14 protein-coding genes and 1 tRNA gene are annotated in these 14,072 nt (G+C 42.5%); 10 read left to right on the top strand and 5 right to left on the bottom strand.

The window, feature by feature from the left end:
- Positions 1 to 74: 74 nt before the first annotated feature.
- Positions 75 to 155 (bottom strand) — tRNA-Leu (locus tag NLP_RS08170).
- Between the two features lie 475 nt (positions 156 to 630).
- Between NLP_RS08170 and accC the strand changes: the two genes are divergently transcribed.
- Positions 631 to 1,974, top strand: a complete 1,344-nt coding sequence (gene accC, locus NLP_RS08165) for an acetyl-CoA carboxylase biotin carboxylase subunit (RefSeq protein WP_104905959.1) — start codon at positions 631 to 633, stop codon at positions 1,972 to 1,974.
- A 63-nt stretch (positions 1,975 to 2,037) separates the two neighbouring features.
- Here the strand turns inward: accC and NLP_RS08160 are convergent, their stop codons facing one another.
- Positions 2,038 to 2,331, bottom strand: a complete 294-nt coding sequence (locus NLP_RS08160) for a YggT family protein (RefSeq protein ID WP_104905958.1) — start codon at positions 2,329 to 2,331, stop codon at positions 2,038 to 2,040.
- A 305-nt stretch (positions 2,332 to 2,636) separates the two neighbouring features.
- Between NLP_RS08160 and psbX the strand changes: the two genes are divergently transcribed.
- The 4 genes from psbX to NLP_RS08140 all read left to right on the top strand — a co-directional run bounded on the left by psbX (position 2,637) and on the right by NLP_RS08140 (position 5,134).
- Positions 2,637 to 2,756 (top strand): photosystem II reaction center X protein, encoded by a 120-nt coding sequence (gene psbX / locus NLP_RS08155; RefSeq protein ID WP_099100805.1) that lies wholly within the window; start codon positions 2,637 to 2,639, stop codon positions 2,754 to 2,756.
- A 247-nt stretch (positions 2,757 to 3,003) separates the two neighbouring features.
- Positions 3,004 to 3,927 (top strand): Ycf66 family protein, encoded by a 924-nt coding sequence (locus NLP_RS08150; protein WP_104905957.1) that lies wholly within the window; start codon positions 3,004 to 3,006, stop codon positions 3,925 to 3,927.
- A 47-nt stretch (positions 3,928 to 3,974) separates the two neighbouring features.
- Positions 3,975 to 4,535 carry a TolB family protein gene (locus NLP_RS08145; RefSeq protein ID WP_104905956.1) on the top strand — a complete coding sequence of 187 codons (561 nt, stop codon included), beginning with the start codon at positions 3,975 to 3,977 and terminating at the stop codon, positions 4,533 to 4,535.
- A 74-nt stretch (positions 4,536 to 4,609) separates the two neighbouring features.
- Positions 4,610 to 5,134, top strand: coding sequence for a TolB family protein (locus NLP_RS08140; protein ID WP_104905955.1), 525 nt, complete (start codon positions 4,610 to 4,612; stop codon positions 5,132 to 5,134).
- Between the two features lie 126 nt (positions 5,135 to 5,260).
- On the opposite strand, the gene NLP_RS08135 is transcribed toward NLP_RS08140, so the two are convergent.
- Positions 5,261 to 6,268, bottom strand: coding sequence for a succinate dehydrogenase/fumarate reductase iron-sulfur subunit (locus NLP_RS08135; protein WP_199784849.1), 1,008 nt, complete (start codon positions 6,266 to 6,268; stop codon positions 5,261 to 5,263).
- A 1,161-nt stretch (positions 6,269 to 7,429) separates the two neighbouring features.
- On the bottom strand, positions 7,430 to 7,591 hold the full coding sequence (locus NLP_RS32935) for a hypothetical protein (protein WP_158680318.1): 162 nt from the start codon (positions 7,589 to 7,591) through the stop codon (positions 7,430 to 7,432).
- A gap of 148 nt (positions 7,592 to 7,739) precedes the next feature.
- On the opposite strand from NLP_RS32935, the gene NLP_RS08130 reads away from it, so the two are divergent.
- Together NLP_RS08130 and NLP_RS08125 are read left to right on the top strand one after the other, a co-directional pair.
- Positions 7,740 to 8,177: an AbrB family transcriptional regulator gene (locus NLP_RS08130; RefSeq protein WP_094350106.1), complete on the top strand. Its 438-nt coding sequence runs from the start codon at positions 7,740 to 7,742 to the stop codon at positions 8,175 to 8,177.
- A 164-nt stretch (positions 8,178 to 8,341) separates the two neighbouring features.
- Positions 8,342 to 9,202 carry a CPBP family intramembrane glutamic endopeptidase gene (locus tag NLP_RS08125; protein ID WP_104905953.1) on the top strand — a complete coding sequence of 287 codons (861 nt, stop codon included), beginning with the start codon at positions 8,342 to 8,344 and terminating at the stop codon, positions 9,200 to 9,202.
- Positions 9,203 to 9,437: 235 nt separating this feature from the next.
- Here NLP_RS08125 and NLP_RS08120 read toward each other — a convergent pair whose 3' ends face one another.
- A complete protein-coding gene (locus tag NLP_RS08120; RefSeq protein WP_104905952.1) occupies positions 9,438 to 10,400 on the bottom strand; it encodes a M48 family metallopeptidase in 963 nt (320 codons plus the stop codon).
- A gap of 153 nt (positions 10,401 to 10,553) precedes the next feature.
- Between NLP_RS08120 and NLP_RS08115 the strand changes: the two genes are divergently transcribed.
- From NLP_RS08115 to NLP_RS08105, 3 genes are all read left to right on the top strand, one after another.
- Positions 10,554 to 12,113 (top strand): helicase C-terminal domain-containing protein, encoded by a 1,560-nt coding sequence (locus tag NLP_RS08115; protein ID WP_104905951.1) that lies wholly within the window; start codon positions 10,554 to 10,556, stop codon positions 12,111 to 12,113.
- A 220-nt stretch (positions 12,114 to 12,333) separates the two neighbouring features.
- Positions 12,334 to 12,549: a DUF2839 domain-containing protein gene (locus NLP_RS08110; protein WP_099101660.1), complete on the top strand. Its 216-nt coding sequence runs from the start codon at positions 12,334 to 12,336 to the stop codon at positions 12,547 to 12,549.
- A 1,128-nt stretch (positions 12,550 to 13,677) separates the two neighbouring features.
- On the top strand, positions 13,678 to 14,022 hold the full coding sequence (locus NLP_RS08105; RefSeq protein ID WP_104905950.1) for a DUF1815 family protein: 345 nt from the start codon (positions 13,678 to 13,680) through the stop codon (positions 14,020 to 14,022).
- Positions 14,023 to 14,072: the final 50 nt, after the last annotated feature.

Raw genomic sequence — 14,072 nt, 5'->3', positions numbered from 1 at the left:
CTTATATTTAAGGGTCAATAGTCTAAGGTTTTTTGACCTAATAACTATTGACCCTATGCTTAAACAAGCAAAAATGCGGATGGCGAGACTCGAACTCGCAAGGCAAAGCCACACGCACCTCAAGCGTGCGCGTATACCAATTCCGCCACATCCGCATGGTTTGTCTAAACATAGACTATAACATAAGAAAATAATTATAGTAAGGTGATATCTAAATTCAGTTGCTCAAAAATATAAATTTTCTCAAGGCGGTATCAGACTGACAGAAATTTAGCAGCTCTACAAGTGATATTGAAAAGGGTATAGCTACTGTGTTCGGCGGGGTCGATGGCGTAACCCCGGCTATGGCGATGTCTACGATGGTTGCTGAGCTTGCCGTTCGCGCAGCGTCTCGTAGAGAAGTGCGGGCTACGCTTACGCAAAAGCCCAGCTTGGTAGTCTAGCCAAGACTTACAGCAGCAATGTTGTTAGTGTAGTAAGACCCATAGAGGCAGCAAGCCTGCAATATGCAAGTTTGCTTAGAATCAGGGTGGCGAATCTCCTGTGATAATTTGAAATAATGCGGAAGCGTTGTTTCAATTTGGATCGGAGAAAATGTCAATCTACTGGTAATGATATCGAAACTAAAAAATGAAGTTTGACAAAATATTAATTGCCAATCGGGGAGAAATCGCCCTTCGCATTCTCCGCGCCTGTGAAGAAATGGGAATTGCCACAGTTGCGGTTCACTCCACCGTTGACCGTAATGCTCTGCACGTCCAACTTGCTGATGAAACGGTTTGCATTGGCGAACCTGCTAGCGGTAAAAGTTATTTGAATATTCCCAATATTATTGCTGCTGCACTGACACGAAATGCTACTGCCATTCATCCAGGCTATGGTTTTTTGGCAGAAAATGCCCGGTTTGCGGAAATTTGTGCCGACCATCATATTGCTTTTATCGGCCCAACTCCAGAAGCTATCAGGCTGATGGGGGATAAATCCACTGCTAAAGAAACCATGCAAAAAGCTGGAGTACCGACCATACCAGGTAGTGAGGGATTGGTAGAATCCGAGCAAGAAGGATTAGGATTCGCCAAGGATATCGGCTATCCAGTGATGATCAAAGCTACGGCGGGTGGCGGTGGACGGGGTATGCGCCTAGTTCGTTCGGAAGACGAATTTGTCAAACTTTTCCTCGCAGCTCAAGGCGAAGCAGGAGCAGCTTTTGGAAATTCTGGCGTTTACATAGAAAAATTTATTGAACGTCCCCGCCACATCGAATTTCAAATTTTGGCGGATAACTACGGTAATGTCATCCACTTGGGCGAACGGGATTGCTCAATTCAGCGCCGGAATCAAAAGCTGTTAGAAGAAGCTCCTAGTCCGGCTCTTGACCAAGACCTACGTGAAAAAATGGGACAAGCTGCTGTCAAGGCTGCCCAATTCATTAACTACAGTGGGGCGGGTACTATTGAGTTTCTCTTGGACAGATCCGGTAAATTCTACTTTATGGAAATGAACACCCGGATTCAAGTAGAACATCCTGTAACAGAAATGATTACTGGGATAGACTTAGTTGCCGAACAAATCCGCATTGCTCAAGGTGAAAGACTCAAGCTTACGCAAGAGCAAGTAGTATTACGAGGTCATGCGATCGAATGCCGAATCAATGCTGAAGATCCCGATCATGACTTTCGCCCTTCTCCTGGACGGATCAGTAGCTATCTGCCCCCCGGAGGACCTGGTGTGCGGATTGATTCCCACGTTTACACAGATTACCAAATCCCACCCTACTACGATTCCTTGATCGGCAAGTTAATCGTTTGGGCGCCAGATCGACCCACTGCTATTAACCGGATGAAACGCGCACTGCGGGAATGTGCCATTACTGGACTACCTACCACCATCGGATTTCATCAAAAAATTATGGAAACTCCACAGTTTTTACAGGGTAATGTCTATACAAATTTTGTGCAGGAAATGAAGGGGTAGGGAGTAGGGCAGGAAAAAGGTTACAGGTTACAGGGGACAGGGTTATAACCTGTAACCTGTACTCTAATTCACACGAGATAGCATAGTCAGCAATCCTTGTTGACCTAGCAGAATTTCTCGTAGCAGACTGAAGATACCAACCAAAATAATAGGTGTAATGTCTACCCCACCTATAGGTTGCACCAGCTTTCGCAAAGGTATTAAAAATGGCTCAGTAGGCCAAGCTATTAAATTAAAGGGCAACCGATTCAAATCCACTTGCGGATACCAAGTGAGAATGATACGAAATATAAATAAGAATGTCATTACCCCTAACACAGGGCCAAGAATCCAAGCAGTCAGGTTAACACCAGTCATCGGTTTCAGGTACTATCTATCTGTAAAGAAAGAAAAAACTTAGGCGTCGGCAAGCTTCGCCTTGCGTAGGCGTAGTCCGTCGTAGACATCGCCAGGAAATTTTAAGCTTTGTAAAGCACTCTTATGATCATTTTAACCAAATGCTGTCATTTCCTTCTGAAATAGAAAAGCGAACTTGCTGACGCGGTTAACTCAACGAATGGCGAAAGCAGTTACCAAGTTTAGCAGTTCAGAGTTAGAGGCTTCTCAAGAAAGTAATACACTATTAAAATTAGGATGAAGTGTGTAAAAAAAGGTTGAGAAGTATGACGCCTTCTTTAGCAAATTTTCTTTGGAGTCTGCTATGGGGTACAGCAATTGTTGTGATACCCGTTACAGTTGGTCTAGTTTTCATTAGCCAAAAAGATAAAATACAGCGTTCATAATGCTTATGAGAGTTAATTTAACTCTCATAATCGATAGTCTGTCAGCTATCTACATTTATTTCGCCAAAAGCAGCATAAACTGTGGCTGGTGGCAGTTGTAGATGATAGACATAGACGTTTTTACTTTTCGGTGAATAGCTTCAGAGCTTCTTTGCCAGAGGCTTTGAAGCTTCAATATATGTGACTAATTAGAGTAGTGATTTTAATTGTGACTCGCTAACATAGATTTGATATTGGGAAAACAGCAATGATAAATTTTGGGCTGAACTCAGCCAGTTTTCTGGCTCAGGTAAATTTTGGGGCAAACTCAGCCAGTATTCTAGGAATTTTCCTGGCTGTGGCTGGGGCAGCACTGTATTTTCTCCGCACTGTGCGCCCAGAATTGTCACGGGATCAAGATATCTTTTTTGCAGCAGTCGGCTTGCTTTGCGGCTTCATTCTTGTCTTTCAAGGATGGCGGCTAGACCCTATTTTACAATTTGGTCAACTACTTTTAGTTGGCACAACTGTATTTTTTGCAGTTGAAAGTATTCGTCTGCGGAGTATAGCTACCCAGCAAGCAAAGCGCAACACTCCGATTGTGGACGAAGATCGACCGGTTAGCGATCGCTATTCGTACAATAATCGCAGCAAATATCAGGCTGAGATGGAGGCAGACTTAGATCCATTGCCTTATGAAGACGAGGAAGAACGCCCAGTGCGTGCCCGGATTCGCGGTAGCAGGGATGAGATTTCAACTCGTGATGACTACTATCAGGAACAACCCCCCCGTCGTACAGAACGCCGCAACAGCAGCAGTAGTGAAAAACAGGCTCCGGCTCCATCTGATAGAACGCGTCGGCGGACTTCTGGGCGTCCTGTAAATCGCCCTTCAGAAAGCTTTGAAGAAGAGAACTGGGATTCTTCATCTAGGCAAGTTGATGATTGGGAAAATTCGGGTGGGGAAGTTAGAAAACCTTCTCGCCGTAGTAATAATGGGTCACAGCGTCCCGAAAGTCGTGAAGATGATGTTTCTCCAAGACCGAGAAGGCGTCGTCCGCCCACTGACTCAACTTCTCGAAGACCGCGCGAAGATGATGATGCGATCCCAACTGATTATGTGCCATACAACCCAATTGAAAAACCAAATGAGGGACCAGATAATTTGAGCGATTTTGATGACGATGTTTAAAACAGTTGGTGTGCAATTAGGTTTAGAGGCGACGGAAAACAGTTGAGGTGAAAAAATTTACGCCTACATTTTGGCTCCAAAGACCAATTCATTGGAGCCTAGTTTTTGGTTTAACAAGTTTGGTTGTATCTTGTGGTTCTAACGATATACCCATAGGGCCTACTTCTCTTAACAGTCGCTACACCGAGGAGCAACCTGCTTTGAGTGGAAATGGGCGCTTTTTAGCGTTTGTATCAAATCGTAATGGTAATCAGCAGCTACTAGTGTACGATTTGGAGAGGCAAGTGTTTATTGGCACACCAGGCATAAACAGACAAGAGACAATTGCCGAAAGTCCTAGTTTGAGCTACACCGGGCGTTATATTTCTTATCTTACTAGCGATCAAGGTAGACCAGTGGTGGCGCTTTATGATCGCGCTACGCAACAGTCACAAATCGTCACACCAACCTATCGCGGCTGGATCAGAAAACCAAATATCAGCCCAGATGGACGTTATGTTGTCTTTGAAACCGCCACTCGTGGTCAGTGGGATATTGAAGTTCTAGACCGAGGGCCAAATATTGAGTTAGATATTCCCAATGGTGCAACAGTGGGTTCACCTCCGTAGGGGAGAAGGTGAGGAGTTAGGAGTTAGGAGTTAGAAGTTAGCAGTTGTGAGACTATTGACTAATGACTAATTATATGAACCGTGTTTTTTTTATACCTGTATTTTTCTGTTTAAATTTATTGACTGGGTGTTTTGGCTACCCTCGCATTTTGAGTTATCCCTTTGATCCGGGGGGTCGGAGTCTCAATAGTTTAGCGTCGGAATTAAACCCCAAAATTTCTGGGAGATACATTGTTTTTATTACTGACCGACGCGGTAGCCAAGATGTTTATATGTTTGATACGGTAACTCGTGATTTGGTTGATTTGCCAGGTTTAAACTCCTTTGATGCGATCGCAAATCATCCTAGCGTTTCACAAGATGGTCGTTATATTGTATTTGCTGCTAGCCGTCAGGGGCGATCGGCTATTTTTCTCTACGACCGAGAAACACGCCAATCGCGGAATTTGACCAACAACCTGCAAGCGGAAGTCCGTAACCCTACAATTAGCGCTGATGGTAGCAGGATTGCTTTTGAGTCTAGTAACAATGGTCAGTGGGATGTTTTAGTATATGACCGTTATGGACAGCCGTTAAATATACCTCAAGAACCGCGTTGAAGAATGGGGATTGGGGATTGGGGACAAAGCAAGGGAGGAGGGAGCAAGGGAGAAGAGTTTTCCCCTCTGCCTCTTTTCAATGCCCTATGCCCTATGCCCTATTCCCTATTCTCTATTCCCTATTCCCTATTCCCTATTCCCTTCTACTTTTTGTACAGATTCAATAAGCGATCGCACTTGTTCTGTCCCCTCGGAAGGTTCAAATGATAGGGGAAACTTACCCCGAAGGATCATCCGCAAACCGAGGGGTGCAAGACTGAGTAATCCTTTTAAATCCTGAAAGTAGTTACCAACTACTTGTAAACCAAATTGGCGTTCATCAATCCAACCACCTTCTTTAACTAAATCTATCAATACTTTCCGGTGACGAATTGAACGAGTATCACTGGCTTGTTTCTGGGTGAGAATTTCTTGTTTAACTTTGGTGATTTGTTCTAATGGTGCAACTTCCATTGGACAAACAGAATCGCAGTACAAACAACGGGTGCAACCCCATACGCCTTTAGTACCTTCGTTATAGCTTGCTAAACGATTTTCAGTATCGCTATCACGGGAGTCTGCTACCATTCGGTAAGCTTTGGCAAGGGCATGGGGGCCAACAAAGTCTGGATTAACTTCACGAGCGTTGCATTCAGAGTAACAAGCTCCGCACATAATACAGTTACCAGTTTGATCGAGGCGCGATCGCTCTTGTGGTGTTTGCAAAAACTCTCTTTCTGGTACTTGTCGTGCTGCCGTACTCACATAAGGGGCAACTGCCTCTAAATTATTCCAGAAACTGCTCATATCTACAACCAAATCTTTAATCACGGGCATATTGCCGAGAGGTGCGATCGTGATTTCACCAATAGCATTTACTTTACTTTGGGATGATGGTATTTGTTGTAATCTGGCAAGTTCGCTCCCAACATTTTCTTTACAAGCTAAAGCCGAACGCCCATTAATTCGCATAGCACAACTACCACAAATAGTATTGCGGCAATTTTTGCGAAACGCCAAAGTTCCATCTTGCTCCCACTTAATATGATTGAGGCAATCCAAGATTGTATTACCTGGTTCGGCCTCCACAAGGTAGGTTTGCACAACAGGGGAGGAATTTTGTTGCTGTCGAATGACCTTAAAAATAACTTCCATAACTTCTAACCAAAATTTTAAAATTACTTCACCAGCTTCAACAATCATCAGTCAAAGCAGGTCGTTGCGAAAAGTGAGTTATACTTTTTCGCCCCTAATTCAAACCCTGGTGTTAATAGGCTGACGATTAAAAGGCGACTGATTCTAGTTTAAGGATAACCATTAAAATTTTACTTGTAGTAGCGCTGTAGGCAAGATTTTTGTCAAATTTTGAGTTAAAACGCCAAAAATGTAATCGCAGCTTTGGATTGAATTTACCTGTTTGGGAATTTAAAGGAAAGAGGGTTTGCTTAAAAAGTAACTTAAGTCGATCTTTGAGCTAGCGATCATATACAAATGAAATGCATGTGAGATTAGCAACACGTCTTGATGTCAACTTGAGTCAAGCAGTCCTGACAGTAAAATTCCGCCTTCGCTACCACTTGACGGAATTTTTTGATTATATAGAAGTGTGAAAGCCCATGTTTAATATATAGTAGTGGCAATCAAGCACTAGACAGATGTTAAGAGATTTGTTCTTCCCATAGACAGACGTGCAAAATCTTCTGACCGCTTTTGATCTGAAGATAATAAACCAAGGAAAAATCCTCACCACTTTCAAAGAAAAGTTAGAGCACCGCGAAACCCGGAGGTGCGAGACTTTTCGCTTTTGGGCTTGCTCTCAATCAAGTAAATATTGGATTGAACTCATTGGTCAAAACTGCTCGTCTCAATTATATAAATTTTTATAAAAGCCAGATAGCAATACTCACGCTTGCAATAAAGGGTTAGGAAAATCGTCACTACTTTTTTCTTCTTTAAGTCCAGGAATTTAAATAAAAATTTACTAGCAACTTTAATTCAAAATTAAACAACTATTTTGCTATTATTAGTCCATGCTAGTATTTGATATAAAATTACGAAGTAACAAAACCAGAATCAATAGCCGTATCAGCGCGGTTAATACTGCTTTGTTGATTCGTAATGTAGAGACAAGAAAATTCGCGTCTCTACTGGTAGGACAAAAGGGTGTATGCCCGTAGGACTCTATTGAAATACTATGCTGTCCTAAGCTTGAGAGGACGAGTGGAGAAAACTCTACTTGCTCATTGGCAAGAAAGGCAAGCACTGAAAGTGAAAAACCTGCAATTCTTTGGGTCTACAACTTATTTGCAGTAGAACCTAACCCCATTTGTAAAGGTGGCTGAAAGTTACACCGCTACAGTAGCGCCAAAAGAGAAAATAGTTTTCTTTCTGATGGCGAATAATGGTTAAAAGTGCCGTAACATCGCCAAAATTAATGTCTGTGGCAACTATGGCCTCTAGTTGGTTGTGGACAACCATATAGAGAAGTGCTTTTGGCTCCTATCGGCAGCAATTCACCCGTTACACTAGGGTCTTCAGTAGCTCTATGCAAATGCTAAAAAATTAAATGCTGGCATGAGACTACATCGTTTATCAGTTTGGAGAGAGTAAGGAAAATTTGAGCATAATGACTGAAACTGCAACCGCGCCATTAACTGGAAAAGCACTACTTGCTAAAGTAAAAGAACTTTCCACATTACCACGCCGAGAAAGAGCTAAACAGTGCGGCTATTACACTGTTACAAAGAATAATCAAGTTCGTGTCAATCTCACCGATTTTTATGACGCTTTGCTTTCTGCTAGGGGAATTCCTCTAAGTCCAGAAGCACCTAAAGATGGTCGTGGTCGTGAACCGACATATCGGGTTAGTGTCCATCAAAATGGTCAGATTGTAATTGGTGCTACATACACCAAAGCAATGGGCTTGAAGGCTGGAGATGAGTTTGAAATTAGACTGGGATACAAACATATTCACCTGATTCAACTAGGTGAAAGCGATAAAAAACTAACCTCACAAGATATAGATTCTGACGAATCAGACGAAGATTTGGAAGACGAAGAGTAAATTTGCTAATGGTAGGGATAAGTTTCAGGTGATGATAACTTGTCCTTACCCCGACAGCAAATTAGTAGCCAGGTAAAAAATACGATTAGACCCCTTGCAGAAGTCACCAAATTTAGTAGAGTCTTGATTAATCAGCAAGAAATCTATAATGCAAGAAGTCTATCGTGTTTTTTTTGTTTATTTTGATAACTTTCTTTGAGTCTTCGGTCAAGGTCTTACTGGCATTTATAGAAAATGCACCGGCACTAGTTATAGTGATGGCCTTTTTTGTTTGCTGGATAGTTTGCTGGTTGCCAGTAGCAACAGTATCAGCAATATTGCTTAATTGGCAACCCTCTAAACCTTTACAGCCAGAGCAAAAAATGCCGTTATTGGTGTCACTTTACCTATTAGCTCCCCTGATTCTCTGGGGAGTTGTTTGGTTGACCAATAAATCTTTTTCAGATTACGGCTTTATTGCCAATCTTTCAACTCTTAGTTCTTTAGCACTAGGTTTTAGTTTGGGAGTGCTGAGTCTAGCCATTGTATTTAGTGGGCAATTCGGATTGGGTTGGTGTTCTTTTGAGAAGTCGAATTTCAAGTTTCTATTACCCATATTGCTACCGATTTTCTTGATAGCTTTGTTAGTCAGTGGGATAGAAGAGTTAGTTTTTCGCGGTTTCCTGTTCACAGAATTAGCGCAGGATTACCCAGTTTGGGTAGCAGCAGCAATTTCTAGCTTGATTTTTGCCTTGTTACACTTGGTTTGGGAGCAACGCGAAACTGCACCCCAACTTCCTGGATTATGGCTGATGGGAATGGTGCTGGTGTTAGCACGCTTTACCTCTAGCGGTAATTTAGGTTTAGCTTGGGGATTGCATGCGGGATGGGTATGGGCGATCGCTACCATAGATACAGCAGAACTAATTACTTACACAGGTAAAGTCTCTGACTGGTTCACAGGTAAGAACAAAAAACCCCTAGCTGGTTTGGCGGGAATTATTTGTGTATTGGGAACTGGAGTAATTATCTGGTTCAACTCTTAAGTATTTTTATTTCCCATAGAAGAAGATGTATATTAACGCAGATCCCCGGCTTCTCCAAGAAGTCGGGGATCTAAATCCAACAATTTAGTAGGCACTATTCCACCCTATAGCGCTTCTCGTTTGCGTGAGTACACCCGTAGGGGCACGGCACTGCCGTGCCCCTACACCCCGCGATATAATGTTGTACCGCATCTGAATGGGAACCGCTATACTAATCTTTATTTAGTAGTAAAAACTACTCAGACCTTCTGATTCTGTCGATTTCTCGTTGTAATTCTTCAATTTGACGGCGTAAAACTTCTGTTTCATTTGCGGAAGATTCTGCTGAAACATTTACCGATCCGCAAGCAGGCGATCGCTGATAATTTCCTCGGCGAATTTGCTGATATTCTTCAGATACTGCCCACGACCGTAAGTAATGTAAGCGTTCAACAGGGAAAGGATGACTCAACATCATACCCTGAGCGCCATTGTAGATCAAGAATTTATATATCTGATTCAGTCCATCCTCATCCAATGCCTGATAATTTTCTGACTGCTTGATAAACTCTTGTAAACTACACTCATTGGCATATTTGTTACTACCGCCAGAAAGTTTCATCATCGTTGACATGACTGGATTTAAATCATCCATCACTAGTAGTGCAGCGCGATCTGACGATAACTCAGCTTTGCGCCGCCACTCAAAAAAGGCGTAAATCAAGCCTTGTGTGACAATATTACCGATGCCAAAGGTCAATTCTCCCAAGGCAGAAGCAGCACTCATCGCCCACATCGCCATTTGAATTAAAATAGTATGACCACATTTAATATGCCCCAATTCATGGGCTAGCACCGCCCGAATCTCGGTTTCGTCTAGTAGGTCTAGTATCCCTGTATTTATGACTATGTAAGGATTCTCTTGCCCCAGCGCATAGCTATTTGCTTGGGGATTTTGCGAGACAAACAGTGTTGGTTCTGGGTAAATGTCCAAATCTCGGACGCATTCCCGAAACATCTGGTAAATAGTGGAATATTGACGCGGCCCGACTTGGATAGTGTTACCCATTAGATAGACTAATTGAGGGCGTTCGTAGATAAATTCCACAAATTTACGAGCAATTAAATCAAATCCTGGTAAATTTCGTAAAGCTTGCTCGGCTTGACGATCTAGTGGATGCCTAAAGGCTTCGCTGGAAATTCCTGTGTAAGTTGGCATAATTTAGGGTATTGGGTGATTGGTCATTGGTCATTAGTCATTGGTCATTAGTTTTGGATCGATGGCAAAGGACAAATGACAAAGGACAAATGACAAGATAATAGAAATGGGGCAATTGGAAGTAAAAATCACTTTGTATGGAATTGAAAGCGTGTGATTGAGGCAGAAGTTCATTTGTCACTACATAACTTTTTGCGATCGCAAGCGGGGTTCCCTTCCTGGCCCCATCATTTGACGATGGCACGGTTGGTAGCACGCGCCTTGCGCCTGGGACGTAGCGCCCTAATTCAAGTCGGGGCAGTTTGTGGCTATCAAGGGCGGTATCGTACTAGTTTTATCGCATCAGCCCTGATGTGGCATGGGCCTGTAATTATTGTTGCTCAAGAAGCAGTTCAGCAACTTCTGCTGCGGGTGGAAATTCCCCGCCTACAGCAGTGGCTACCAGCCAATAAATCGATTAGAACAGGTGACGCTTGGCCTGATGCTGAGTTCCAAGGGCTACTGTTGACCTCCCCAGAAGCTTGGTTAAGAGGACAATTGGCTGGTGGCTCACGCTTTCCCCAAGGTATTCCTACAATTATTGATGGGATAGACGATCTTGAAGATTGGGTGCGTCATCAACTTACTCAAGATATTCAACCCGATGATTGGGATCAACTGATGCTGGCTTGTCCAAACCAAGCTGAGGCAATTCGCGAAGCACGGATACAACTAACACACGAACTTTTTCAGCATCCTGCTAATCCATATCAGTGCTATCTAATTTCCCAGCCAGAAATAGAAATTTTAAGTCGTCTGTATTTGGCTTTAGAGTCAGTACAAGCACTGCCAGAACCTTGGAAACAATTCTGGCAACAATTTCAAACCCTTGATGAAAATCTTTTTGCCCCTGCTTCCCCTGTTCTCTTCTGGGCGACTATTGCCCATCGACAAGGTTTATTTTCTTTGCACTACGCCCCAATGGAATTAGGGGAAATACTCTCGCCTATTTGGCAGCGACAACCAGTAGTTTTAATTGGTAGCGCTATCGAACCAGAAACTGAGGCTCCTCTTTTTCGCCAGCGCCTGGGTTTGGACGATTTAACTTGCCTGAAGTTCTCCTCGGAGAGTCAAGCAGAAGCAATTCAACTGTATGTACCCTATAAGTTACCCCTACCCAACACGCCAGAATTTCAAGCGGCATTTATTCACAAAGTCCGCACACTGGTTTGTCTAAGTGCGACAGCGCCAGGGTTAACAGTTGTCTTGGTGGGGGATGTACCACTCAAGTCTCAAGTGGCGACAATTCTGGCTTCAGAGTTTGGTTCGCGGGTGCAAGTAGAAAAAACTTGTTTAGATGAAAATGGTATTTTGATTAGCGGTTGGGAATTTTGGCGAGAACATCAACGAGTCTTGCCAGCACCCCATCTGTTAATCATTGCTACTTTGCCCCTACCATCTTTGGAAAATCCCTTGGTAGCTGGTAGGGTAGCTCTTTATAAGCGATCGCATCAAGATTGGTTCCGTTTATACTTGTTGCCAGCAGCTTTAAATGAATTACAACGGGCGATCGCTCCAGTACGAGAAAGTCAAGGGATTGTGGCTTTACTTGATAGTCGTGTCGTTAACCGCAGCTACGGCGCTCAAATTCTCGCAGCTTTAAGTCCTCTAGCACGCATTAACTATCTCGATCCCAGCCTGTTTTCCAATACCGATGAGGAAAATTCTGCTTAAAATTCAGTTACCAGTGACGCCACTTGCTCCACTTGGGGTCTCCCCAAGTGGAGCAAGTGGCTCCCCAATGCCCAATTTAAATTTTGTCAACCAAAGTGCGATCGCAAAGAAGCAAGCACTATTATCAGCTTATAGAAGCTGATGCGATTCATCGCCTCTGTGTAGGCATGATTACTGGCAAAATAAATTTAGAACCTAAGTAGAATTTGAGTTGCTGATTATGGGTGAAGCAAAACGTCGTAAAACCACACTAGGGGAAACATACGGTCAAGAGACTCGGATCTTGTCTTGGGTTCCGATCACAAAAACTCAAGGCGAACAATTTGTCACTTGGACTACTCGTGGTGCTTGGATAGGCATTGGTCTTATGGTTGTAGGATGGGCAACAATCCGTTTTATCGGCCCAGCTTTCGGTTGGTGGCAAGTAGTTTATTAATTCCTAATTCATAATTGAATTAGTTGGATATCTAGACTCCAACTAATTCAAGACTACTAAAAAAGACAATGACGCGCGAGTGTTTAGCTAAATAATTACGAATTACATTAGCGCAACGGTGGCGGATTTGCGTACCTCTATGAAAAAGCAAGCTAGGCCCAGCTTGTCATAGAGAGCGTTATGACGAATTACGACAGGACTTACGCAAAATCAGGAAAAAACGAACCGCAAAGGACGCAAAGGACACAAAGGAATAAGGTTTCAGAGAATTATTGCGTAAGTCCTATACGAATTAGTTAACTCAGTTATTAATAAAAAATAATTACTAACTTTGAATAGATAATCGAAATATATTATATATGCATTAAATTTGGCAAAACCAAACTAAGATAAGAATCCTTCTGAATACCGTGCTTTGGTTCGTACAACTTTTTGAAAATAATCCCAAAATATCTGGAAATATTGCCTAAATGGCAACATTGTTCTGCTGAGTTTCGGTATTGTCAGTGTTAAGTTTTCCCATTGTGGATTCTACACTCACACTTGTCTACTAACTACGTCTACTTTGTATAAAGTATTGCTTTTTTATCTGGCAACTACTTAATATCTAATTTGCACTGTCATCAGCTTAACTTTATATATATGGGAGGAACGAATTTGGTATAACTAATCATTTATTTATACCAAAATCTACGTTAGAAAGAAAACAGATTAAACATCTAAGTAAAAGACACCATAACGATGCAAAACTGCGTTATGGACTCTACTAACAGTGTATTTGGCTGCACATAGCCAATAAAAACCAAATATGTAGCTTTTCTGGAGTTGACTAGTGCTAGATTTAAGTTACTCTTAAAGCGGATCGCTTCCTGTAAGAATCTACCCTGACAGAAGTGTATAAAGATATAGTTAAATTTAGCAATTTTGTCCGAAATTTTGAATTTGCAAACTGAATAGTTTGATACGGCCCTCAAAACCCCGATCCACTACCCTAAACAAGGTAGTCAATTAACGACTCAATATCATCTGTCTGGTAATTGTAATGAATAGTCTACAATACCAATGGGTGAGAAAATCTAAAGAAAATATAAAAGAAACTCAAATTACTGTGGTGTCTGGAGGACAAAAGTGTTTCTGAGACTAGCACATCAACATCGACAATTCGTCCAAGACTTGGTAATGAACCTGCAAGCCTTGGCGATTGTATTAGAGCGACGTGGGTATCCTGCATCCTGCTATACCTGTGGCGACCAAATGAATAGTGCATCGTTTATGGTTAGCTTAGGTGATAACCATCTGATTCGGTTTTTAGTGTCCGATTACGGCATTACTTGGACGGAAATGCGGGATGACCGCGAATTAATGAAACTAGAAGGTGCAGAGGCAATTAGCCAATTAGACGAACTGGCTAATCTTGTCAAGCAATCTATGCAAAGCGATACAGGCTCTAAAACTCTTGCCAAGAAGTGTTAAGCTTTCAGGGGTGAATCGGAAATTAGAAATTGATTATCGGTAACTGGTAA

Origin of the sequence: Nostoc sp. 'Lobaria pulmonaria (5183) cyanobiont' (assembly GCF_002949795.1) — a bacterium.
Lineage (GTDB): Bacteria > Cyanobacteriota > Cyanobacteriia > Cyanobacteriales > Nostocaceae > Nostoc.
The sequence above is the reverse complement of the archived record's forward strand: the minus strand, read 5'-3'. Positions and strand labels throughout refer to the sequence as shown.

Bases quoted from the DNA above. Each gene is read 5' to 3' on its own strand.
- accC (WP_104905959.1), top strand. From the start codon at position 631: ATGAAGTTTGACAAAATATTAATTGCCAATCGGGGAGAAATCGCCCTT.
- NLP_RS08160 (WP_104905958.1), bottom strand. From the start codon at position 2,331: ATGACTGGTGTTAACCTGACTGCTTGGATTCTTGGCCCTGTGTTAGGG.
- psbX (WP_099100805.1), top strand. From the start codon at position 2,637: ATGACGCCTTCTTTAGCAAATTTTCTTTGGAGTCTGCTATGGGGTACA.
- NLP_RS08150 (WP_104905957.1), top strand. From the start codon at position 3,004: ATGATAAATTTTGGGCTGAACTCAGCCAGTTTTCTGGCTCAGGTAAAT.
- NLP_RS08140 (WP_104905955.1), top strand. From the start codon at position 4,610: ATGAACCGTGTTTTTTTTATACCTGTATTTTTCTGTTTAAATTTATTG.
- NLP_RS08135 (WP_199784849.1), bottom strand. From the start codon at position 6,268: ATGGAAGTTATTTTTAAGGTCATTCGACAGCAACAAAATTCCTCCCCT.
- NLP_RS32935 (WP_158680318.1), bottom strand. From the start codon at position 7,591: ATGGTTGTCCACAACCAACTAGAGGCCATAGTTGCCACAGACATTAAT.
- NLP_RS08130 (WP_094350106.1), top strand. From the start codon at position 7,740: ATGACTGAAACTGCAACCGCGCCATTAACTGGAAAAGCACTACTTGCT.
- NLP_RS08120 (WP_104905952.1), bottom strand. From the start codon at position 10,400: ATGCCAACTTACACAGGAATTTCCAGCGAAGCCTTTAGGCATCCACTA.
- NLP_RS08110 (WP_099101660.1), top strand. From the start codon at position 12,334: ATGGGTGAAGCAAAACGTCGTAAAACCACACTAGGGGAAACATACGGT.